Source organism: Rhizobium sp. BT-226, assembly GCF_025847085.2.
GTDB classification, from domain to species: domain Bacteria; phylum Pseudomonadota; class Alphaproteobacteria; order Rhizobiales; family Rhizobiaceae; genus Rhizobium; species Rhizobium sophorae.
Genome location: NZ_JAOYTI010000002.1, coordinates 712,973 through 736,566, shown reverse-complemented (window position 1 = coordinate 736,566; position 23,594 = coordinate 712,973). Strand labels below are relative to the sequence as shown.

General features: G+C 62.8%; 15 protein-coding genes and 1 pseudogene. 11 read left to right on the top strand and 5 right to left on the bottom strand.

Going from position 1 to position 23,594, the window contains the following annotated elements:
• Nucleotides 1–45 precede the first annotated feature (45 nt).
• Nucleotides 46–606: a hypothetical protein gene (locus OIU37_RS13900; RefSeq protein WP_264257753.1), complete on the bottom strand. Its 561-nt coding sequence runs from the start codon at nt 604–606 to the stop codon at nt 46–48.
• A 242-nt stretch (nt 607–848) separates the two neighbouring features.
• On the bottom strand, nt 849–2,684 hold the full coding sequence (locus tag OIU37_RS13895; protein WP_264257752.1) for an N-6 DNA methylase: 1,836 nt from the start codon (nt 2,682–2,684) through the stop codon (nt 849–851).
• A 306-nt stretch (nt 2,685–2,990) separates the two neighbouring features.
• Here OIU37_RS13895 and OIU37_RS13890 point away from each other — a divergent pair, with 306 nt between their 5' ends.
• Nucleotides 2,991–3,218, top strand: coding sequence for a hypothetical protein (locus OIU37_RS13890; RefSeq protein ID WP_264258504.1), 228 nt, complete (start codon nt 2,991–2,993; stop codon nt 3,216–3,218).
• 40 nt (nt 3,219–3,258) lie between these two features.
• Here the strand turns inward: OIU37_RS13890 and OIU37_RS13885 are convergent.
• Nucleotides 3,259–3,481: pseudogene (locus OIU37_RS13885) on the bottom strand (hypothetical protein); the annotation flags it as partial.
• A gap of 85 nt (nt 3,482–3,566) precedes the next feature.
• Here OIU37_RS13885 and OIU37_RS13880 point away from each other — a divergent pair.
• The gene (locus OIU37_RS13880; protein WP_264257751.1) at nt 3,567–4,526 is read left to right on the top strand and encodes a DUF5655 domain-containing protein; all 960 of its coding nucleotides are present in this window, start codon (nt 3,567–3,569) and stop codon (nt 4,524–4,526) included.
• 244 nt (nt 4,527–4,770) lie between these two features.
• On the opposite strand, the gene OIU37_RS13875 is transcribed toward OIU37_RS13880, so the two are convergent.
• The gene (locus tag OIU37_RS13875) at nt 4,771–5,550 is read right to left on the bottom strand and encodes an SDR family NAD(P)-dependent oxidoreductase (RefSeq protein WP_264257750.1); all 780 of its coding nucleotides are present in this window, start codon (nt 5,548–5,550) and stop codon (nt 4,771–4,773) included.
• A 405-nt stretch (nt 5,551–5,955) separates the two neighbouring features.
• Nucleotides 5,956–6,564, bottom strand: a complete 609-nt coding sequence (locus tag OIU37_RS13870) for a TetR/AcrR family transcriptional regulator (protein ID WP_012756399.1) — start codon at nt 6,562–6,564, stop codon at nt 5,956–5,958.
• Between the two features lie 112 nt (nt 6,565–6,676).
• On the opposite strand from OIU37_RS13870, the gene OIU37_RS13865 reads away from it, so the two are divergent.
• The 9 genes from OIU37_RS13865 (at nt 6,677) to OIU37_RS13825 (ending at nt 23,575) form a co-directional block, all read left to right on the top strand.
• A complete protein-coding gene (locus OIU37_RS13865) occupies nt 6,677–7,363 on the top strand; it encodes a PspA/IM30 family protein (protein WP_264257749.1) in 687 nt (228 codons plus the stop codon).
• Nucleotides 7,364–7,412: 49 nt separating this feature from the next.
• Nucleotides 7,413–7,694, top strand: coding sequence for a YiaA/YiaB family inner membrane protein (locus OIU37_RS13860; protein WP_003546080.1), 282 nt, complete (start codon nt 7,413–7,415; stop codon nt 7,692–7,694).
• 93 nt (nt 7,695–7,787) lie between these two features.
• Entirely contained in the window at nt 7,788–11,183 is a 3,396-nt protein-coding gene (locus OIU37_RS13855) for an acyl-[ACP]--phospholipid O-acyltransferase (protein WP_264257748.1), read from the top strand.
• 296 nt (nt 11,184–11,479) lie between these two features.
• Nucleotides 11,480–12,544: a dipeptidase gene (locus OIU37_RS13850; RefSeq protein ID WP_264257747.1), complete on the top strand. Its 1,065-nt coding sequence runs from the start codon at nt 11,480–11,482 to the stop codon at nt 12,542–12,544.
• 324 nt (nt 12,545–12,868) lie between these two features.
• The gene (locus tag OIU37_RS13845) at nt 12,869–16,732 is read left to right on the top strand and encodes a DUF4132 domain-containing protein (protein WP_264257746.1); all 3,864 of its coding nucleotides are present in this window, start codon (nt 12,869–12,871) and stop codon (nt 16,730–16,732) included.
• A 2-nt stretch (nt 16,733–16,734) separates the two neighbouring features.
• Nucleotides 16,735–17,826 (top strand): AAA family ATPase, encoded by a 1,092-nt coding sequence (locus tag OIU37_RS13840; protein ID WP_240602147.1) that lies wholly within the window; start codon nt 16,735–16,737, stop codon nt 17,824–17,826.
• Nucleotides 17,827–20,346, top strand: coding sequence for a DUF5682 family protein (locus OIU37_RS13835; RefSeq protein WP_264257745.1), 2,520 nt, complete (start codon nt 17,827–17,829; stop codon nt 20,344–20,346).
• Complete coding sequence (locus OIU37_RS13830; protein ID WP_180693582.1) at nt 20,343–21,500, top strand: VWA domain-containing protein; 1,158 nt, start codon at nt 20,343–20,345, stop codon at nt 21,498–21,500. Before OIU37_RS13835 ends, OIU37_RS13830 begins: the two co-directional genes overlap by 4 nt.
• Nucleotides 21,497–23,575, top strand: a complete 2,079-nt coding sequence (locus OIU37_RS13825; RefSeq protein WP_264257744.1) for a hypothetical protein — start codon at nt 21,497–21,499, stop codon at nt 23,573–23,575. Before OIU37_RS13830 ends, OIU37_RS13825 begins: the two co-directional genes overlap by 4 nt.
• Nucleotides 23,576–23,594 lie beyond the last annotated feature (19 nt).

Here is a 23,594-nt window from a genome sequence, read left to right as displayed (position 1 = left end):
CACCGGTAGGACTTGACCCCCCATGTTTCGCTGGAGGTCTCTAAATTAGAGTCTCTCGCCACGTTCGAGCATGTTCAATGTCTCACGAAGATCTGCGGCGAACTCAGCATATTTTTCGCACGCTTCTCGAAGGCGCCGACCTATATCCTCAGCGTTGTCTTCACCAAGAGGTATCCAAATGCGGGCGATATCTTGCGGATAGATTTCCACTTGCCCACTTGAGCCATTTATATATCGGTAGATTTGCCGCTGTCCTTCCTTCGACAATAAATAGGCTGCGATAAACCATGCCTTTGTCGGATCACGTAGGCGAACGATCGTTATATGTCCGTCGACCAGCGCCGGAAAATCTTCATTGTACACAGCGACGCGTCCGATCGTTCCGTCGCCAGTCGAGTTGATAAGAATATCGCCCGCTACCGCTTCCGCCCGCGCCCTTTTCCGATTGTAGAAATTGCGGGGAGCAGATCGCGCTGATCCAAAATCGACATATCCCGCCCGGATCGAAACCGACTTCAAGGCGCAGACAGATCGCGTTGCATTTCCGCGATCAAGTGCTGCGTCGAGACGAACACCTTCGTCAGTTATGAAGCCCTCATACTCCAACGTGGTGGGGTCATTTTCATCATCGGCCTATTCGGGTTGAGTTCCTCTGAATGGATATTGAGCCACCAATTGAAGATCGCCCAATCGCATCGCGCCACGTTTGGCAGCTGCGTTCAAGCACGCGTCGGCGTAGATGGCCTGGTGAAATTCAGGCTCCAGAATATGATTCTGTCTGTGCTCTTGGTCTCCAGCGGCCAAATCGAGAAGCGTTTCCTGAAGAGAGCGTATTTGGAAAAGAGCCATTAGATCCAAATTCCTGCAGCTTTGATATTCTCTGCGATTTCTTCGAGGTCACTGTCCACTCGTCCATCTTCTAGGTGGATCAAGTTGCCGCTTTTGTCTTTGCCAGGGCGTTCAGAAACGGCGAAAACGATCTGTGGATCATTGAGCGCTTCGTTTATGTCACTGAGCTCCTTCATTCTCTTTTGAAGAAAAAGGACGCACGTCTTAGTATTTGTATAAGGTTTGAACATCGTTCCGGTCAGACTGACCACGGCTGCAATCCGTGCCCGCATCAAAATGAAACGACGAACATCCTCATCTGAATAGTTCTTTAAGGTGCCGCGTGGAAGGACAATCGCCATCCTTCCCCCAGGAGCCAACATGTTGAGTGACCGCTCCACAAAAAGCTTGTCTTTGGCAACTTTGGTCGCACGTCTCTTCCGGCCGTTGGACGCTTGTTTATAAGCGAGATAGTACTTCGAAAGCGTCTCTTCAGAGGAAATATCGCCAGCGAAGGGTGGGTTCGTCGCGATGATATTGAATTGCCTCAGCTTCGCGCTTTTTCCAGCTCCAACAATGTATTTAACGAGATTTGCTTGATCCCATCCAGTCTCATTAAGCCCATCTTCGACGGATATATTCGATCTGCCATCACCCCAGATCAACATGTACGCTTTGGCGACCTTCGCAATATTACGATCGAAATCTATACCGAACACATTGTTGGACGCATAATCCTTCTGGTTCTCCAAGATCTCAGATTCGTCATCTCGATCGCTCCGAATCTTCGCGTAGACGTGGTCCATTGCTGAAACTAGGAAGCCGCCGCTGCCACAAGCGGGATCAAAAATCGACTCGTTTTCTTGGGGGTTCAAAACGTCGATGCACATTCTAACTACGTGCCTCGGTGTAAAATACTGCCCCTTGTCACCTTTCATGCTCGGGTTGATCATCACCTCGAACGCGGAGCCAAGGATGTCCGCGTCAGATCGCAAAAGATAGGACTTCTGTAGAGCGGACACACTAAAAGCAAGAGATTCATCGGAGAGGAGAATATCTTCGCCTTCATCGAAAACACCACGCCAGTGCTCTTTTGCTGCTTTGAATAACTTGCGAATCCGAGCTTTGGCGTCGGCCGCATTTTCAAAAGCCCCAACTCGGAAGGTTGTGGGAGATTGATCGTTTTTTAGGTTCTTTCGCTCATCGTAAAGTTTCGCGAATATGAGCTTAAAAACCTCCTGGAAAACGTCGGCTCCTTCGTGCGCCTTGATATAGTTTTCGCACTCCCGCATAACGCTGAGAAAATCTGTGACTGGCGCCAGTTCAGCACGAATAATAGGCGTATCGACATCGGCTAACTCCTGGGTTTTTTTGGGGACGTCTCGGAGCTCACGCCAATTTGCCTGTTCCTCATCGGCTGTTGGCTCCATCCGAAGAAGGTATACGTGCGGCGGGTCACCATTGCTCCACAGCCCTATCCTGCATCCCGTCGCGTTCATGTAAACTTTTAGCTGCTCAATCCCATCTTTGCGGTTCGGCTTTTTAACCTCCACGAAGAAGCGCGGCGTCTTCTTGCCAGGATCAACATAGACGACGATGTCCGCGGCTTTTTTCGCTTCGGTCGATCCGACCGGAACGCTTACCTCAACGCCCATTTGATTAAATGCGTAGCCGTAAACGTCACGAAGGCGATAAAGCCACCACTGACGAACAATCTCTTCGGGCTTTCCGTCGACTTTATAGGCGCGCGACCGGACAGGGCAAAAAACGTATTGCTCCGGTCCGAATTGAAACACAGTAAATTGGGCCGGCGCCTCGGTAGGTTTTTCGTTCGTGTCGATCGTCAGATAATTCATTGGTATTGAAGACCTGCATGTTTTAGCTATTGCTGGAAAATTCCAAACCAAACAAAGGCAATATGTTCGCGATCCGCTTTAGGCGAATCGGATAAAATATCAATCAAAAGTCGTCGGAGAACAACGCGGTTTCTGAGTTTTCCGGGGCATAAGAAAACGCCAATATGCGGTCCAGGTTTGAAGTTGGCCTAAACGAAAACCTAGAATTGGGCCTATCTGTCAGGCGTGGCGCAATGCCGACTGCCAAGGTCACCTATAGAAGGCAGCAAGAAGCTCTTCCGGCTCTATCGGGAGAAGAAGCTGACGGTGCGCAAACGCGGCGACCGAAAGCGAGCGATAGGCACGCAGTTGGATAAGCAACAGCCCAACATCATCGATTTCGATGCCAAGGTAGAATATGGTAGTTTCAATCCAATTGGATCATCCGCGAATCGTCTGATCAAGGCATCAGATGATGGGCGCGCTTGCGCTGCAATTTTCTCCAATATCCTTCCTTCTCGGCGAGACTACATCATCGGTCACCGCCAGCGCTGACGGCAAGGTGGCAACTCCCGATAGCCGGCCGGCCTTGCCCCTACTGGAGCCCTTGAACAACCGAACACCCATCAACCCGCACCTTCGCCGCCGCCTCCGGTTGCTGCCGATGATACCAATACCCACCGCTCACCTTCGCGGCTTCGTCCTCGCTCGTCGCAAACCACGTCTGCGTGAGATACTCATTTCGAGGTCATCGGGCGCGCCGGCGCTGCCCATCTTGGTCAGCCCCAGCCGGGGTCGACGGCCGATCCTCGCAAATCGGCGCTCGCCGGCAAATTATCTGGACAAGGGCGATAAAGCGAATAGAAATTTCAGTACAATCTGCGGTCACGCCCGGGGCAAATTTTGAGCGACATCAAACTCTTTCATTTCGGCGACGCGCAGGTGAGCGAACTGCCCGGCAGTGCCATGCAGGTCGAGAAATCCCTGCAGGTTCTGTTCGAGGCCAATCTCGAGGCGCTGCTCGGGATCCGCTTTCTGGCGACCGAGCATTCGACCGGTCACGTGCACGGCGGAAGGATCGACACACTCGGCCTGGACGAGGACAACTCGCCGGTCATCATCGAATACAAGCGATCGGTGAACGAGAACGTCATCAACCAGGGCCTGTTCTACCTCGACTGGCTGCTTGATCACCGCAAGGAATTCCAATGGCTGGTTATGGAACGCCTCGGCCAGGACGTGGCGAATGCCGTTGACTGGTCTGCTCCGCGACTGCTCTGCATCGCCGGCGATTTCACCCGCTATGACGAGCACGCCGTTAAGCAGATCGCCAGAAACATCGAGCTTATTCGCTACCGGCGGTTCGGCGAGGATCTGCTGATGTTGGAACTGGTGCATGTGCCGAAGACCAGTAAACTCAATGGCGTTAAGGTGATAACTGAGGTGAAAAGCCTAGGCTCCCTGCAGCCCACAGCTGACGCCGGTCAGGAAAGCGACCCCTATCTCAGTCAACGGATGAGCTACCGGCTATCGCAGTCGCCAGCAGACCTTCGAGATATTTATGACGCTGTTCACCAGTTTCTGATCGCGCTCGGGGATGATGTGCAGGTAAAGGAATTGAAGTTCTACACAGCATTTAAGCGGCTGAAGAACTTCGTCTGCATGGAGATCTATCCCCAGGCGCGGACTGTGACGCTTTTCCTAAAGCTCGATCCAACTACCTTGGCGCTTGAAAGTGGCTTTACGCGCGACGTCACCAATGTTGGCCACTTTGGTACGGGTGATCTGCAGCTAACGCTAAAGTCGATGGCGGATTTTGAGAAAGCACAGCCATTGCTGGTTCGGGCTTACGAGGGTGGGTGATCAGGGGAGCGCCACGGCATCCATGAGCGGCTGCTTACCGCTGCAAGGAAAAGGAATGTGCCGTTTAGATAGTGCGCGACCTTGGCATTTTGCCGGCATGCACCGGCCACTCCCGCTGACCCTGGGTGCACGGCTGTTGAATTGCCAGTCTGTCATTTGCCCGTTGTGAGAACGCCCGCGCCGAACAAGCGCCGACCAACATTGAGCGCAAACCCGGCAAAGCCCGCTAACCCGGTCTCGCGCCTCACCCGCGCTCTTCAAACAGCCGGACACCTGTGAGCTCCACAAGCTTCTCCACCAGCGCATCCTGAAACCCCGGATCGCTAGCCTCCGCCGCCGCCTCCCGCCGCTGCCGATGATACCAATAACCACCGCTGACTTTCGCGGCTCCCGCATCGCTTGCCGCAAGCCATGTCTGCGTAAGATGCCCCATTTCGAGGTCATCGGGCGCGCCGGCGCCGCCCATCTTCGTTGGCACCCAGCCGGGATCCACCGCGTTGCTGAGAACATCCGGCCAATGGCGGGCGACGGCGGCGGCGAGGGTGGCGATGTAGAGCTTGCTTTCCGAATAGGCCTGGCTTGCGTTCCACGGCCGCTTCTTCCAGTCGATATCGTCAAGGGCGCTGCTGCCGCTGCGGTGCATGCCGCTGCTGAGATAGACCAGGCGATCGGGGCGCGCGATCCATGCGGTGAGCAGATAGGGGGCAAGCACATTCACCGCCAGCGTTTTTGCGTGACCATCAGGCGTTTCGCCCCGGCTCCGCTCAAGGTAGATGCCGGCATTGTGGATGACGGTGTCCATGCGGCCGATGGCGTTGACCTGCTCCGCAATCGATCGCGTCTCGGTGGCGCTGGCGAGATCGCCGATGACGATGCCGAGGGCCGCAGCCGAAATCTCGGAGATGGCGGCGGCACGCTCCCGGGAGCGGGCGTGCAGCACGACGTCATGGCCCTCCTTCATCAGGGTGCGGGCGGCGGCGAGGCCGAGGCCATCGGTGGAACCGGTGATGAAAATACGGCTCATGGGGTTTCCTTTCGCGGCGGCGTGGAGGGCACAGAGTGCTTGGGTAGGGATGGTCGGGTCAAGGTGGGATGGTGGACAAGTCCGCCAGCGAGGGTGCGGTTTTGCAGATTGGTTCCCACCTACTCCGTCATCCTCGGGCTTGACCCGAGGATCCATACGCAGCACTCGACGTACATGAGCTCACGCAGAGGATGCCCCCTGCCGCTCCGTCTGTCGACGGCGAGCACAATGCTCGGGGCATGGATCCTCGGGTCAAGCCCGACGATGACGGAGGAGGTGGTGGGGCTCGGCGAAAAACGGCGGCGCCATGGATCCCAGGCTCAAGGCCTGGGATGACGGAGTGTGTGGTGATGCGGCGGCCAAACCACGGTTTGTCGCCGCCGCCGCCATTCCCCCAACGCCCCATCACCCCCTCCGCCGCTCCGCCCCCGCCGCGATCGTCTGCACCAGCTCATCCACCTCCCGTGCCAGCCGTTCCAGCGGCAAGCCGACGAAGCGGCCTTCGAGGCTGATGCTGACGACGCCGTGCACCGCGCCGAACAGGGTGCGGGCGCGGATGGCGCGGTCTTCGGGGGGCATGTCGGGTTGCAGTTCGGCCAGCGGTTCGGCGATCACATCCATCAGGAAGAGGTGCTCGTTAAGATGCCATTGCGGCGTCGGGCTGCTTTCCGGCGGGAAGTGCTCGAACAGCGCCTTCCAGAGGTTCCGGTGTTCGACGGCGAAGCTTAAGTAACCCTGCGCCAGGTTGCGCAGCCGGTCGGTCGGCGGCCGGTCCTTGGCCTCGGGCAGGGTGAGCCTCGCCTCCAGCGCCTTCAGCGTGGCGGAGTTGACGTGGATGACGAGCTCGGCGAGGTCTGAAAAGACCGTGTAGAGGCCGCCGAGCGCGCAGCCGGCATCCTGGGTGATGTCGCGGGCTCGGAGGTTCGCCAGCCCGTCTTTGGCGATCCGCTCGCGCGCCGCCTCGATCAGCCGGGCCTTCAGATCTTCGCGTTTTTCTTCTCGCCTACCGGCCATTTACCATTCCACTTCGATTTTTTTGAACGTCGTTCAAAATTTATCTTGAACGACGTTCATGATTCTGGCATAACACCTCTCGTGAACAACGTTCATAAACCGGAGGAAGGAAATGTTCAAACTGATTTCCATTTTGTTGCGGGGCAGGGCGCATGATGCCGAACAGGCTTTCGCCGACTGCCACGCCGTGCCGCTGCTTTCCCAGCAGATCCGCGATGCCGCCCAATCGATCCAGTCGGCGCGGCGCAGTGTCGCGGTCGCCATCGCCCAGAACGAACAGGAGAAGGGGCAGCACGCAACCATCGTTGCCCGCATCACCGATCTCGAAGTTCGCGCCTCCGCAGCACTCACCAAGGGCAATGAGGGCCTGGCCCGCGAGGCGGCCGAGGCGATCGCTTTTCTCGAAGCCGAGCGCGATGCATCGGAAAAGGCGCAAGCCCAGTTCACCCAGGCGATCGACAAGCTGAAAGGGATCGTGCGTGCCTCCGAAGCCCGGCTGCAGGAGCTGCAGCGCGGCGAGCGGCTGGCCCGTGCCACGCAAGAGGCGCAGAAGCTCGATGTCGCAGTCGCCGGTCCAGGCTTTGCGACGCTCGACGATGCCGAGGAGACCCTGGCGCGCCTTCGCCTGCGCCAGAGCCAGAATGAGCTGACGGCCGTAGCCCTGAAGGACATGGAAGGCGCCATCCGCCCGGCCGGCATCATCGAAAAGCTTGCCAATGCCGGCTTCGGCGCGCCGCTGCGCTCATCCGCCGATGATGTGCTGGCGCGGCTGAAGAGCCGCATCACGCCTGCTGCCTGAAATTGCATCCAACCAACCATCCATCCATCGAACCACAGGGACTAAGACAATGAACGACAGTTTCCAGAAACATTCCGCAAGCTGGGTCAGCTTCTCCTACATCTCCTTCGGCTCGGCCGCTTTCATGCTGGCGCTTGGCCTCTACATGATGCCGCTCGATCTCTGGGGCAAAGGCTATCTGGCCATGGGCATTCTGATGCTGGTGCAGACCACGGTGAATATCACCAAGACGCTGCGCGACAACGCCGAATCCGAGAAGCTGATCCGCAAGGTCGAGGATGCCCGCACCGAGAAACTCCTGGTCAAGTTCAATCGTAACGATGAAGATTGATCTTGGTTAACCACAGCGCAGAGTTGTTGCCGCATTCAACTTTTGCGTAACAACTCTGTGGCCTTCTCTGCCAGTCGAAAGAGGGACGAGCCCGTGCAACACAATCTGATGACCTCGAGGAAATTCGCGCCGCTGTTCTGGACCCAGTTCCTGACGGCCTTCAACGACAATTTCCTCAAGAACACCCTGGTGTTCCTCATTCTCTTCAAGATGTCGGCCAGTGAAGGGGCCGCCCTGGTGACGCTTGCCGGTGTCATCCTCATCGTGCCCTTCCTGCTGCTCTCCGCACTTGGCGGCGAACTCGCCGACAAGCACGACAAGGCGAAGATCGCCGAGCTTTTGAAACGTTGCGAGATCGCGGTCGCCGCCCTTGCGGTGGTCGGTCTGGCATTCTCCTCGATTTTTGTGCTGATGGCGGCGCTGTTCGGCTTCGGCGTCGTTTCGGCGCTGTTCGGGCCGATCAAATACGGCATCCTGCCCGATCATCTCGAACGCCGCGACCTGCCGAAGGCCAATGCCTGGATCGAGGGCGGCACCTTCATCGCCATCCTCGCCGGCACGATCATCGCCGCATTCGCCTTCTCCGGCGGCGACAATGTGCTGATCTTCGGCACGATGATGATGGGGCTTTCGGTGCTTTGCTGGCTGGCCAGCCGAATGATCCCGCCCACCGGCTCCAAGGCGCCGGATCTGGAAATCGACCGCAATGTCATCCGCTCCAGCTACACCCTCGTCAAGGAAATCCGCGCCGACAAACGCCTGTGGCGTTCGGCGCTGATGAACTGCTGGTTCTGGCTGGTCGGCGCCTTCGTGCTCTCCATCCTGCCGACCATGGTGACCGAGCTGCTCGGCGGCTCCGAGCTCGTCGTGCCGGCCTATCTCACAGTCTTTGCCATCGCCGTCGCTGTCGGTTCGGCGATTGCCGCCTGGATGTCCTCCGGCCGCATCGTGCTGCTGCCGGCCCCGGTCGGCACGGCGCTGCTTGGCCTCTTCAGCCTCGATCTCGCCTGGAACCTCTGGGGCCTGCAATCCACAAGCCATGCAACGACGATCGCCACCTTCTTTGCCGGTGAGAATACCATCCGCGTCGCCATCGATCTCGCCGGCATGGCGATAGCAGGCGCCTTCATCGCCGTGCCGACCTTCGCCGCGCTGCAGACCTGGGCGCATGAGGACCGCCGCGCCCGCGTCATCGGCGCCGCCAATGTGCTCTCTGCCCTGTTCATCACCGTCGGCCTCGGCCTCGTTGCCGTCGTCCAGGCGCTCGGCGCTTCCATTCCTCAGATTCTGATCGGCCTCGGCATCATCAATTTTGCTGTCGCCTGGCTGATGCTGAAGACGCTGCCGACCAATCCCTTCCGCGATTTCATCTCGATCCTGTTCCGCGCCTTCATGCGGCTGGAGGTCGAGGGGCTGGAGAATATCAAGAAGGCCGGCCGCGCGCCGATCATCGCGCTGAACCATGTCAGCCTGCTCGACGGCGCCTTGGCGCTTGCCATCACCGAGGAAGAGCCGACCTTCGCCGTCGATTACAAGATCGCCCAGGCCTGGTGGGTGCGGCCCTTCCTGAAGATGTGCAAATTCCTGCCGCTCGACCCGACAAAGCCGATGGCGACGCGTTCGCTGATCAAGGTGGTGCAGGACGGCAACCCGATCGGCATCTTCCCCGAGGGCCGCCTGACGGTGACCGGCACGCTGATGAAGGTCTATGATGGTGCCGCCATGGTCGCCGACAAAACAGGCTCGATGGTCGTGCCGGTGAAGATCGACGGGCTGGAGAAGAGCTATCTCTCCTATCTCGATAACGGCAAGATCCGCCGCCGGCTTTTCCCCAAGGTCAAGGTCACCATTCTCGAACCGGTGAAGCTCGAAGTGCCGCCGGAGCTGAAAGGCCGCAAGCGCCGCACGGCGGCGGGTGCAGCACTTTATCAGGTGATGTCGAACCTGCTGTTCCAGACCGCCGATACCTCGTCGACCGTGCTCGACCGCGTCATTCAGGCAGGTGGCGAATTCGGCATGGGCAAGCTTGCCGTCGAAGATCCGGTCACCGGCCGGCTGACCTATGGCAAGCTCCTGACCGGGGCTGCTGTGCTCGGTGCAAAATTCCGCGCCATGTTCCCGGAACAGAACCTCGGCGTCATGCTGCCGAATGCCAATGGCGCCGCCGCCACGCTTCTCGGCGTGATGACGGCGGGCAAGGTGCCGGCGATGCTGAACTTCACCGCGGGTGCCGCCAATATCCTCTCCGCCTGCAAGGCCGCCGAAGTCAGGCATGTGCTGACCTCGCGCGCCTTCGTCACCCAGGCGAAGCTCGGGCCCGTGATCGCCGAGATGGAAAAGCAGGTGAAGATCGTCTGGCTCGATGATCTCAGGGCCGAAATCTCACTCAAGGACAAGATCCTTGGGTATCTCCGCAAGGCGCGGCCGCTGGTCAAGCGTAAGCCGGATGATCCGGCCGTCATCCTCTTCACCTCGGGCTCCGAAGGCACGCCGAAGGGTGTGGTGCTCACCCACCGCAACATCCTGTCGAATGCCGCCCAGGCCGCCGCCCGCATCGATTTCCACAGCGGCGACAAGGTGTTCAACATCCTGCCGGTGTTCCATTCCTTCGGGCTGACGGCCGGCACGGTGCTGCCGCTGATCTCGGGCGTGCCGGTCTATTTCTATCCGTCGCCGCTGCATTACCGCATCGTGCCGGAGCTGATCTATGCCTCCAATGCCACGATCATCTTCGGCACCGATACCTTCCTCAACGGCTATTCGCGGACGGCGCATCCCTACGACTTCCGCTCGATCCGCTATATCTTCTCAGGCGCCGAGCCGGTGAAGGCCGCGACCCGCCAGACCTATATGGAAAAATTCGGCCTGCGCATTCTCGAAGGTTACGGCGTCACCGAGACCGCGCCGGTCATTTCCATCAACACGCCGATGTACAATAAATCAGGCACCGTCGGCAAAATCCTGCCGGGCATGGAATGGAAGCTCGAACCGGTGCCCGGCATCGATGAGGGCGGCCGGCTGCATGTGCGCGGCGCCAACGTCATGGCCGGTTATCTCCGCGCCGAAAAGCCCGGCGTGCTCGAGCCGCTCGTCGACGGCTGGCACGACACCGGCGACATCGTCACCATCGACGAGGACGGCTTCGTCAAGATCCGCGGCCGCGCCAAACGCTTCGCCAAGATCGGCGGCGAAATGATCTCGCTCGCCGCCGTCGAGACGCTGGCCGCCGAACTCTGGCCCGGCGCTCTCTCGGTCGTCTCCTCGCTGCCCGACGCCAAGAAGGGCGAGCGGCTGGTGCTGCTCACCGATGCCCCCACCGCCACCCGCGCCGAATTCCTCGCCTTCGCCAAATCCAAGGGCGCCATGGACATGATGGTGCCGGCCGAGGTCAATATCGGCAAGGTGCCGGTGCTCGGCTCCGGCAAGGTGGATTTCGTTGCGGCGCGCAAGCTGGCCGAGGGTGCGGGGCAGAAGGAGGAGGCGGCGTAGGTGAAAGTTCGGGGGCGTCGTGTGGCACCCCCCTCTGCCCTGCCGGGCATCTCCCCCACAAAGGGGGGGATTGGCAAGGGGCGGACACCTCGTCCCTCTCTATCGATACGCTGATGCCAGCGGTCGTTGTTTGGGGAAGCCCGTGAGCCCAGCCGATCTCCCCCCTTGTGGGGGAGATGTCCGGCAGGACAGAGGGGGGTATCCATGCACCGCGGTGACTATTGCGGCAATCTCCTGCATGTTGCCCGCGCATCAGCTTCCCCAGCCATGCAAAATTGATCCCGGAGGAAACCGACATGGCCGAAATCGATGTCTTCGACGGGCACAATGATGCGGTTCAATTCATCGCGGAATACACATCCTCCGGCCGGGACTTTCTGGTGCGGTCGGAAAGCGGGCATCTCGATCTGCCGAGAGCGCGCGAGGGCGGCTTGGCCGGCGGGTTGTTTGCGCTGCATGCAGGCCCGGAGCGCCAGCCGGAAAATGATCTGATCATCACCGAGAATGGCTACGAGGTTATCTATGCCGAGACCGTCGATCCGCTGTATGCCCGCCGGCAGATCGAGGCACAGCGCCTGGCGCTCGAAACTTTGATCCGCCGCTCCGGTGACCGGATGCGCATGGCGGTTGATGTCGATGAGATCGCGGCCGCCAGAGCCGAGGGAGCCTTTGCCGTCGTGCTGCATATGGAAGGGGCCGAAGCGGTGGATGGCGAATTCGACTATCTCCATCGGCTGCATGCGGCGGGCCTGCGGTCGCTGGGACCGGTCTGGAGCCGCCCGAATATGTTCGGCTATGGTGTTCCCTTCGCCTTTCCGCGGTTGCCGGATACGGGTCCCGGACTGACCGAGATCGGCAAGGACCTGGTCAGGACCTGCAATCGGCTCGGAATCATGATCGATCTCTCGCATCTGAACGAACGGGGATTCTGGGATGTGGCGGCATTGAGCCACGCCCCTCTCGTCGTCACCCATGCCTGCGCCCATGCCATCTGCCCGTCGACCCGAAATCTCACCGACAGGCAGCTCGACGCCATCCGCGATACCGATGGCGTGATCGGCTTCAACCTCTCGGTCTGCGACATCCGCGCCGATGGCCACCTGAATGACGATACGCCGCTCGATGCCGTCGCTCGCCATCTCGACTATCTCGTCAACCGCGTCGGCGAAGACAGGGTCGCCCTCGGATCGGATTTCGACGGCGCGGTCATCCCCCGCGCGATCAAGGACGCCAGCGGCCTGCCGCATCTGTTCGAAGCAATGCGCAACAGCGGCTTCGACACACAGAGCCTGTCGAAATTCGCTTTCGACAACTGGCTGCGCGTGTTCGCGCTGACCTGGAAGAACAGCCTGTCATCGTGAAGCCAGGACGATTTCGTCGCGGCGAGAAACACCCGTTGGTTGCATTTACTGCCGAAGGTCCGTAAATATCGATCGCTTCCCCGGCGTCGATTCAGCGCCACTGAAAACTGCTTTGATGCTTGAAAACGGCCGGACGCGCGCTAGCTGCAAGCATCGTCATACGACCGTTGATTTGCATGATTAGTTTTTACTCGTTCAATAAATTTCGGATTGCCGCCCATGCTTGATGCCAGCGCGCTGACACTGTTTTCCCATCGCCCCTGGCCGCAGCATCACCCAAAGACATGACCGTGCAGAATTGCCCCTGGCGAGGAGGGATTGACGATGTTCGTAGAGGGTTTGAAGAAGCTTTTCCGTGGCCGTTCGGAAACGGACGACATTCCGGCAGGAAGTGCGCTGACGGCAAGGGACAGGGAGGCGATTACGGCAGACCTCGCCTCCTTCGACGCTGTGGAGAAGGGTCTCGGCAAGGCCCTTGCCCGCTATGTCCTGACAGGCGCCGACGAAGCGAGCGTGCTTCATGTGAGCAATCTGTTGAAGACCACCCAGGGTGATATCCGCACCAGGCTTCACAATGTCTTCATCGCCGTCGCCGACGATTGGAATAACAAGGTCGAGCGCGAGAAGCGCCACAAGGCCAGGGAACGGGTGCTCTTCGAACTCGAAGGCTTCGATCCGGCCGCGCTCTATCGCTATCTCCATCTGCACAGCCAGTTTAATGCGCAAAACCGGGCGTGGCGCTTTCCCGGCAGCGATCAATCGCCACCTTGGCTGCGCACGGCAAGCCTGCTTTTCGACACCTCGGCACCGGAAGGCCGTAATCCCCTCGGTTTTCTCACCGCGCCGCGCATCTTCGAGATGATGAAAGCTGCAGAGCTTGCCCCCTCGGTCGCGCCGCTGATCGACTGCACCTTTTCCGACAAGGACGTGCCCTACGGATATCTGACCCAGCGGATGCTGAAATTGCCGGGCCTTGCCGATGCGATGGCCGCCATGCCTGAGGAAGCGACCAAAACGATCGGGACGCTCGCGGCAGGCGGCCGCGAGGTCATGGTCAGCTTCCTCGGCCAGAACGGGCTGATCGATCGCGACCGGCATTTCTTCGACTTCGCCTTCCAGATGGCGAGCGACGGCGCCAAGACGGTGCGCGAGGCGGCTTCGAATGCGCTGAAGGTGGCCGACGAGGCAAAGGTGCAGGCAAAGGCCGAGGAATTTCTCGGCTCCCGAAAGGCCAACGAGCGGCTGGCCGGCGTCAATATTCTGGCCGCCCTGCTGCGCGAGCGCTCCCTGCCGATCCTCGACCGGCATGGGGGCGAGGAAAAATCCAATACGGTGCTGGCGGCGATCGCAACGATCCGGGCGACCTATGCGGCAGGCTCGGTTGCCGGCGCCGAGGCAGGCGAGGGCGAGGGAGATGGCGAGGCAGGTTACCTCGCCTTCGACGGCAGCTTCGTTGCCGCGCCGCCGCCGGCCGCCAAGGAGGAGCCGCTGCCGGCCGATCTGGAAGAGGCGTTCCGCAAGCTTCTCACCGAAGCCAATGCGGCGGCCCGCATCGATTACGACCAGACGCCGCCCGGCAAAGACTGGAACCAGCGGCCGGCCCGGCCGTTTTCGCCACCCTTCGACCCGGCGATTGCAAAACATATCGTCGCCGCCATGCGGGGTGAACGCCTGAGCGAAGCGCAGCGCCGGGACGTCTGGAAGGCGGTCGACGACAAGAGCACCGATAACTGGATGCGGCAGACGCGCCAGGTCCAGGGCAACGGGCTGAAGGCCATCTTCTCCCGTGCCGATATCTCCCTTCAGGCGCTGTCGCGGCTGCTTTTCCAGGCGACGGACGGGCGGCATTGGCAGCATATATTGCGTGTCTCGCTGGGGACGACGAATTATTGGATGCGCGGCCCCGACAATGAGATCATCGCCCGCATCAAGGCCGGCGCCGATATCCGCATCCTCGCGGAAATCGCCGCGGAGATGGGCGCGCCTAGTGTCGGCGACATGACCGATGCGCTCGCCGACAAGGCCTATGTCAATATTTCCGAGATGATCGACGAGCCGGTGCCGGCCAATGTCTGGCCGCTGCTGGCCGAGAATTTTGCCGCGATCGACGCCGCCCTTGCCGGCGACGGCCTGAAGGAGCGCTGGACCGAGGATTTCATTTTCTCCTGGCTCAGGATGTTTCCGCGCCTGCCGCGCCGCTATTTCCCGCTGGTGGCCGACCGCGCCGTGCAGGCCGGCGTGCGCCAGCGCGAGTTTGCCCGTTACCTCCTGCGCGAAGTCGCCGATCTGACGCCGCTGATCACGCCGATGCTGACGGCCGGGCCGGAAACCAAACGCCTTGCCGCCGCCCGCTGGCTGGCGGAGCGGCGGGACGCCAATGCGATCGCGCCGCTGCGTGCGGCCCTCGCCAAGGAGAAATCGGTGACGGTCAAGGCGGCGGCCATGTCGGCGCTCGCCGCCTGCGGCGACGATACCTCCGATCTCTTCGCCGAAGAGACGCTGCTGGCCGAAGCCGAAAAGGGGCTGGCCTCGACCAAGGTCGATTATTCCCCGCTTTTCGATGCCGAAAACCTGCCTGTGCTGCACTGGGCGGATGGGCGCGAGGTCTCGGCCAAGCTGGTCAAATGGTGGTTTGCCCGGTCGCATAGACTGAAAATGGCCGGCGGCGATCCGATGATCCACATGGCGCTCGAACGTCTCGACCGCAGGGATGCCGAGCGGCTGGGGGCGGCGGTCGTCTCGGCCTTCATCTCTTACGACACTCAGCGGCCGACCAGCGAAGAGGCCAATGCCTATGCGGCGCAAAATGCCAAGCAGCGCTACGACTATACCAAGAAATGGCGCAAGGATTTTACCGAGGAACTGGCCTTTGCCGAACTGCGCCGCGAAAAGCTCGCCATCTATTTAAACAGCGCGCTCGATCATCGCGGCCTGCTGGCGCTTGCCCGTTTTGCGCCGCCGGCCGAAACCACGCTGCTCGTCAAGCGGTACCTGCGCGAACACGGCAAGCGGCCGAACCAGTGCCGGGCGCTCCTCGACGCGCTGATGGCAAACCCGGTTCCCCAGGTGCTGCAGCTGGTGCTGATCGCCTCGCAGCGCCACAAGCAGCCGGGTATGCGCAAATATGCCGGCGAGGTGATCACCGCCTTTGCCGAGGCCCGCGGCTGGACGCCGGCCGAGCTCGGCGACCGCACCATGCCCTCTGCCGGCATCGACGAGGACGGCATTCTCGAACTGCCGATCGGCGAACGGCTTTTCCGGGCGCGGCTGGTGGCGGAGCGTGCGAAGAACGGCGCGCAGGAACTGAAGCTTGTCCTTGAAAATCCCGACGGCAAGCCGATCGCTTCACTGCCGACCCCGACCGATCCTGAAGAAGCGGAAGAGGCGAAGGAGGGCAAGAAGCTGCTCTCCAACGCCAAGAAGGAGCTGAAGCAGACGGTGGAGCTGCAGAGCGGCCGTCTCTATGAGGCAATGTGTGCGGCCCGCATCTGGCCGCGTGAGGATTTCGAAACCTTCCTGCTCGCCCACCCGATCGTCGGCCGGCTGCTGCGCCGCCTGGTTCTTGCCGGTCATGACGACAAGGGCAAGATCATCGGAAGCTTCCGGGCACTTGATGACGGCAGCTTCACCAATGCCGAGGACGAGCCGGTCAAACTTGACACTTTTGCCGGCATCTCGATCGCCCATCGCGTCAGCCTCGGCGAGGCGGGCGCCAAGGCCTGGAAGACCCATCTCGACGATTACGAGGTCCAGCCGCTGTTCGAGCAGCTCGACCGGCCGGTGCTTTCCGAGGGCGAACCGAACGCCAAGCACATCGACGACCGCAAGGGCTGGATGATCGACAATCTGACGCTGCGCTCGGCCGCCGAGGCCTTGGGCTATGTCAGGGGGCCGGTCGAGGACGGCGCCGGCTTCTACACCTATGAGAAGGCCTTCGGCGATTGCGGTTTTGCCGCCGTCATCGAATTCACCGGCAGTTATATCGGCGAGAACGAACGTGTGCCGAAGGCGCTGACGGACATGCGCTTTGCGAAAATTCTGCCGGGCGGCCGGGTGATCTATGGCGGCGAGACGACGCTCTCCAAGGTGCCGCCGGTGCTGCTCAGCGAAACATGGAACGACCTGCGCGCCATTGCCGACAAGGGCACCGGCTTCGATAGCGAGTGGCAGAAAAAGGGCGGATGGTAAGCATGGATCAGACAGCACTTCGCCCGGCGACGGAAACCCTGCATGCCGCCGAACTCGCCAAGCTCGATCAGGCCGACAAGGGGCTGCGCCCGCCGGGCTGGCGGCTTTCGGCGCGCGCGGTGCGCTCCTTCGTGCTTGGCGATCCCGCGCTCGGCATCTCGCGCAAATTCTATGGCGACGATGCGCTGGTCGAGCGGGCGATCGTCAGCCTGATGGGCGAGCAGGGACTGCTGCTCGTCGGCGAACCGGGCACGGCGAAATCGATGCTGAGCGAGCTTCTGGCCGCCGCCGTCACCGGCTCGACCCGTCTGGTCGTGCAAGGCTCGGCCGGCACCATGGAAGAACATCTGCGCTATGGCTGGAACTACGCGCTGTTGATCGCCGAAGGCCCGAGCGAAAAGGCGCTGGTGCCATCGCCGGTGCTGCAGGCGATGCGGGGTGGCCTGGTCATGCGCATCGAGGAGCTGACGCGCTGCCCGCCGGAGATCCAAGACGGGCTGATCTCCATCCTGTCGGAAAAGATGATCGCCATTCCCGAACTCGGTGATGGCGCGATCGTCCGCGCCGCACCCGGCTTCAACATTATCGGCACGGCGAACCTGCGCGACCGCGGCGTCAGCGAAATGTCGAGCGCCTTGAAGCGCCGCTTCAATTTCGAGACCGTGCATCCGATCACCGACCCGGCCTTCGAACGGGAGCTGATCGAGCGCCGTCTTGCCGACCGCCTGGCGCCCTCCGGCATCAAGCCCGATATGTCGGAGGCAGCCCTTGGCATTCTCGTCTCCTGCTTCCAGGACTTGCGCGCCGGCCGCACGGCCGAAGGCGTGACGCTGCAGAAGCCGACCGCCGTCATGTCCACCGCCGAAGCGGTCAATGTCGCCCATGCCGCCGCCCTCGAAGCCGCCTATCTTGGCGACGGCAGGGTGACGGGCGCCCATCTCGCCCGCCAGATCGGCGGCATCGTCATGAAGGACGATCCGGAGGACGGCCGCAAGTTCAAGTCCTATGTCGATCACATCGTCAAGGATCGCGCCCGCTCGGGAAGCGACTGGCGCTCCTTCTACGAGGCGGCGCGCGCCTTGAGGCTCGACTGAATGGAGGCGGCAGCGGCAGCGGCGGAACGTCAGGACTTTGCTGCCTACGGGCAGCGGCTGACCTCGGGCGAGGGCGGGTTTTTCTTCTTTCCGATCCGCCACCACAGCCCCGCCTGCGCGCTGCATCTTGCCGCAGCCCTGGCCGAGATCCGGCCGCGCGCCATCGTGCTGGAGATGCCGGCGGATTTTGCGCCCCTGCTGCCGCTGCTCTCGCATCCCGACATTCGGCTGCCGATCGCCATCGTCTCGGTGGCCGACGGGGAAAAGACCTCCGACGAGCGCCTCCCTGTCGGATACTGGCCGTTTTCGACGACCTCGCCGGAATGGGCGGCCCTGCGGCTGGCGGGCAAATTCGGCAGCGCCGTCATTCTGGCCGACCGGGAGAGCGGCGCCCGCCTGGCCGCTGCGCGGGCCGAGAAGAAGGGCGAGGCCGGGGAGGACGGCGAGGATGAGCCCAGACAGGACGAGCGAAGACAGGACGAAACGGGGCCGACCCTTTTGACCGATGAGGGCCAGCTTGCCTATTCGCATTATGCCGATGGCCTGGTGAAGCGCTTGGGCGTGCGCGATTTCAACGAGGCCTGGGATAGGCTGTTCGAATCCCGCGCCGCCGAAAAGGACTGGCGCGGTTTCTTCCGTGACGTCGGCATTCATTGCGCGCTGTCGCGCCTTGCCACACCGGCCGAGGAGATCGCCGCCGACGACACGCTGGCCCGTGAGGTCTGCATGCGGGCGGCCATGGCAAAGGCTGAGGCGCTTTCCGGCGACGGGCCGATCGCCGTCATTACCGGCGGATTCCATACGGCTGTGATGATCGATCCCCCGGCAGAAGAGGCTAAGCTCCAGCCGGAGGCGAGGCCGGGCATTCAGACGAAATCCTATCTGATCCGCTACACCCACGACCATCTCGACCGGATCAACGGCTACGGCGCCGGCATGCCATCGCCGCGCTGGTACGAGCGGCTGCAGCAGCGGATCGCCGAGGGCCATGACGATCCGTTCACCGAGGCGGCAACCGATGTGGTGCTCGACCTCACCCAGCGCCTGCGCCGCGACCGGCCGAATTTCACCCCGCCGCTGCCCTCGCTGTCCGCAACTATCGCCCAGGCCCAGGCGCTGGCCGATCTGCGCGGATTGTTTGGGCCCGGGCGGGCTGAGATTCTCGATGCGGCGCGTTCCTGCCTGCTGAAGGGGGAGGACCCGCGAACGGGTTCGCCGCTGATGGACGCGCTGCTGACCGAACTCACCGGCGAAGGCATCGGCGAGGTGCCCAGCGGCGCCGGCGCTCCGCCGCTGGTGGAAGCGGTGCGCCGGCGGGCCCGGGCGCTCGGTTTCCGCATCGAGGACGGCACCGAGCGCAACCGTCTGCTCGATATCCATCGCAAGCCCCGGCACCTTGCCGCCAGCCGCTTCCTGGATGTGATGACCTTGCTCGGCACCGGCTTCGGCCGTTGTCTCAGAGGCCCGGATTGGGCAGGCGGCGTTGCCACCGACGTGCTCTTCGAGGAATGGACCTATCGATGGTCGCCGGCCGTCGAAAGCCGGCTGGTGGCGCTGTCGATCGATGGCGATACGGTGGAGCGCGCCGCCGATGCCGTTTTCGCCCGCCGGGTCCAGGCGCTCGGCGAGGAAGGCCAGGCGAAAAACGCCCATGCGGCCATCCGCCTGCTGATGATCGCAGCCCAGGCGGGGCTGGCCAGATCCTGCGGCGCGCTGATTGCCGCGATCGGTCCGGCCGTTGCCACCGATCCGGATTTCGGACGGGTCGCCGTCTGCCTGTCGATGCTCGATAATCTCCAGCGCGGCCGCAAGGCGCTGGGTTTTGCCGGCATGCCGGGGCCGGATGAACTGCGCCTCATCGCCTATCGCCGGGCGATCGACCTGCTGCCGGACCTCGAGGGCGCCAAGGACGAGGACGTGCCGCGTTATGTCGATGCGCTGGCAACGCTGAACGAGATCGCCGAAGCCGGCGCGCAGGACGCAGAAGACGAACAGCCGCTCGATCTCGATCTGCTCGACGAGGGGGTCGCCGCCCTCATCGACGCCGATCTGGCGCCACGGGCGGCAGGCGCGGTCGCCGCCATCGGGCATATGTCGGGCAGGCTGAGTGCGGAGGCGCTGGCCACCCGCGTCATCGGCCCGCTGCAATTCAGCGTCGGCGAACCGCCCACCCGGGTGGAGGCGCTGGTCGGCCTGCTGGCGGTGCAGCCGGCCCTGCTCAAGCGCACGCCGGCGCTTCTGGAAAGGCTGGATCTGGTGCTCGCCGGCTTCGACGAGGCTGATTTCATCGAGGTGCTGCCGGCGTTGCGCCTTGCCTTCACCGCCCTTGCGCCTGATGAAACCGACGCGCTCGCCGCCATGATCGCGCAAGTGAAGGGCAGCGATCTCGATCTGGCACCGCGTTTCTCCGGCGGCCTGACGGAGGCCGAAATGCTCGCCAATGCCCGCCTCAATGCCAGCTTTGCCGAGCTGATGCAGGCGGATGGGCTGAGCCTCTGGCTGGAGGAGCAGGCGCCATGAGCGACAACAAGCCCGAGGAGAGTCTTCGCCGCTGGCGCCTGGTGCTCGGCCGCTTTGCCGAGCGCCAGCTTGCCAACTGCTGCAGCGGCGCCGATGCCCGCCGTGATGCCGCGCTCGACCGCATCTACGGCGAATCCTACCGCCGGCGCGGCATCCGCACAGGGGGTCCCGAAGGCAACAGGAAGAACCCCAAGGGCGGTGCGGAGCCGCCGCAGATGACGCTGCCGGAATGGTTTGGCGAGATGCGCTCGCTGTTTCCGAAATCGGTGCTGGAGCGGGTCGAAAAGGACGCGCTCGGCCGCTTCGGCATGACCGAGATCCTCGACGACCCGAAGGCGCTCGCCGAGCTCGATCCCGACCCGTCGCTGCTTGCGGCACTGCTTGCCCATCGTGGCCGCTCCGATCCTGTGATCGCCGGGAAAATCCGCCAGGTCGCCAAGCGCGTCGTCGAGGAGCTGACCAAGAAGCTGCGCCTGCAGACGAGCCGGGCGCTATCCGGCGCAAGACGGCGCGGCGAGACCACCGCGCGCCGCTCCAGCGCCCGCGACATCGCCTGGAACCAGACGATCCGCAAGAACCTGAAGAACTGGGACCAGGAGCGGCGTGTGCTGATCGCCGAACATCTGCATTTCCACGCCGCCGCCCGCCGGCACCTGCCCTGGCGGATCGTGCTCTGCATCGACCAGTCGGGCTCGATGGCGACCTCGCTGATCTACAGCGCCGTGATGGCCTCGATCCTTGCGACGCTGCCGGCGGTGACGGTGAAGCTGGTGCTGTTCGACACATCGGTGGTCGACCTCAGCGACGAAGTCGGCGATCCCGTCGATGTGCTGATGTCGGTCCAGCTCGGCGGCGGAACCGATATCGGCAAGGCTGTTACCTATTGCGAGGCGACCCATATTGCCGAGCCGCAGCGGACGATCTTCGTGCTGGTCTCGGATTTCTGCGAAGGCGCGCCGGCCGCCCCGCTGTTTGCGGCGGTGCGGCGGCTTGCCGGCGCCCGGGTCAAGCTGCTCGGGCTTGCCGCACTCGATGAGGCCGCCCGGCCGGCCTATGATCGCGATAGCGCCGCGCGGCTCGTCGATGCCGGAATGGAGATCGCCGCACTGACGCCGGAGCATTTTGCCGATTGGGTTGCGGGGCATATAAGGTGAAGCGGGGCAAGACCGAGAATTCCCAGCGTTTCGACGCCACAGCTGTCAGCGACGAGGTGCTGGAAGCAGCCTCCTCCAAGGGCCTGCTGCGCCGCGCCCGCCGGGATGTGGAGGCCGGGCTCGTGCGCCTCTCCGGCTGGGATGGCGGAACGGCGTTGGCCGAAGCCGACGGCGAGAGCGTGCGGCTCATCGCCGGTCCGCTCGCCTCAGCACGCTGCAGCTGTCCGGCGACCGGCCTTTGCCGGCATATTCTGGCCGGCATTATTTTCATCCGCGAAGCGGAGGAGGTGAGACCGGCCGATGAGCCAGGCGCAGCCGAGACACGGACGCCGATCCGCGCGGAGGCCATTCCGGATCCACATGCGGAAGTGCTTTCGCTCAAGGAAGACGTCATCATCCGCGCCTTCGGCCGCGCCGCTTTTATCCAGGCGCAAACGCTGCTGGCGGCGCTCGAACCGGGTGGGATCAAAATCGAAAGCAGCCCGAATGCCGTCCGCATCGTGCTGGGCGCCCATCCACCGGTGCTTTATCCCGCCGGCGGCGGTCCTGCCGGCATGCTCTCCAAGGCGGCGGCGTCGCAACGCGCCGCTTTGCATGCGGCAGCGCTTCTCGCCGTCCGCGGGCCTGGTGAGACGGCCGCCGGTGCCGAACAAGCGCCGCAAGAGCCAGGCAGAGCCACGTCAGGCACGCTCGAAGACGCGGCCGCATTGCTGCGCGATGCCGCGCGCCAGGCTCTGTCGAAGGCGCCTGCCGGTCTCGAAGAGCGGATCGGCGATCTCGTCCTGTCCTCGCGCACCGAAGCGATGCCGCGGCTGGCTGCCGAGCTTCGCACCATCGCCGCGATGATCCGGCGAAGACGCGAGCGGCTGGATGCGGCCGATCCTGCCGAACTTCTCGTCATGCTGGCGCGCGCCTATGCTTTGACTGAGGCGCTTCGGGCCTCGCCCGATGAACCGTTGCTCACCGGCGCGGCTGCCGAGGCGCCACAGCCGCTGCCGGCGATCGACCTCGTCGGCTGCGGCCTGCGCCTGTGGCAGGCCGACAGCGGCGCGCGCGGGGTGACCGGCTATTATCTCTCCATGGACGGGCGAAGCTTAAGCGCGACGCTGGCGCGCGGGGCCGGCAGCGATCCGGGCTTTGTGCCGCGCCAGGCGGCCACCGCCGAGCCGGTCTTCGGCCGTTCGCTCACGGCGATCGCCGGCAGCGCCTTCCGCCTCGAGGGCGCCTCCGCCACCGGCGATGGCCGGCTGCAGACCGGCAGCGGCCGCGCCGAGCCTCTCAAGGCCGGCTGGAGTGCGGCGGTGCAAGGGATCGAAGGCGCCGTCATCGATGACTGGAAGCAATGCGCCATCCGTCTTTCGAGCGCCTTCCGGCCGAAGCTCGCGACACCGCCGCGCCGCGCCCTGCCGCTGATCCTGCGCCCGGCCGCTTTCGGCTCGCTGCGCTTCGACGGCGTGGCGCAGGTCGGGCGCTGGCCGGTGCGCGACCGCGAAGGGGCCTGGCTGGAGCTGGAAATCGAAGGCGACGAACGGCTGGAGGCCCATTTCGCTCTGCTTGGCTCGATCGGCGACCGCCAGTCGCCGCTGCTCACCGTCCTCGCCGAAGCCCGCGGCGCCGACATCGTGCTCTCGCCGCTCGCTTTCGGAACCGACAGCCTGACCCTCCTCGACCTGCCGCCGCCACCGCCAAGGACGACCGCGCAAAAGCCGAGCCTGCTCTCGCGGCTGACCAAAAGCTTCGCGCTGCCGGGCGTGCCGGAGCGCAAACCGATGCGCTTCGAGGCGCTGGCCCGCCCACAGGCCGCCAGCCAGCGGCTGATCTCCACCGCCTTAGACGAAATCCTGGCACTCGCCGAACTCGGCGGCCGCATGGAGGATCCGGAGCGGCTGCAGCGCATGCAACGCCTCGGGCGCACACTCGATGAGGCCGGCCTGGCGTTTCCAGGCAACCTCGTCGGCCAGCTCGCCGCCGCCTCCGGCCAGACACGCGCCGACCGCCTGCTGCGCGCCGCCTACGCTCTCAATCTGCTAGCCCGCATCGATCCGACTTTGCCCTTCGTGCGCCTGCTGCCTTGAGGCTGAGTCGCCGGTCTTC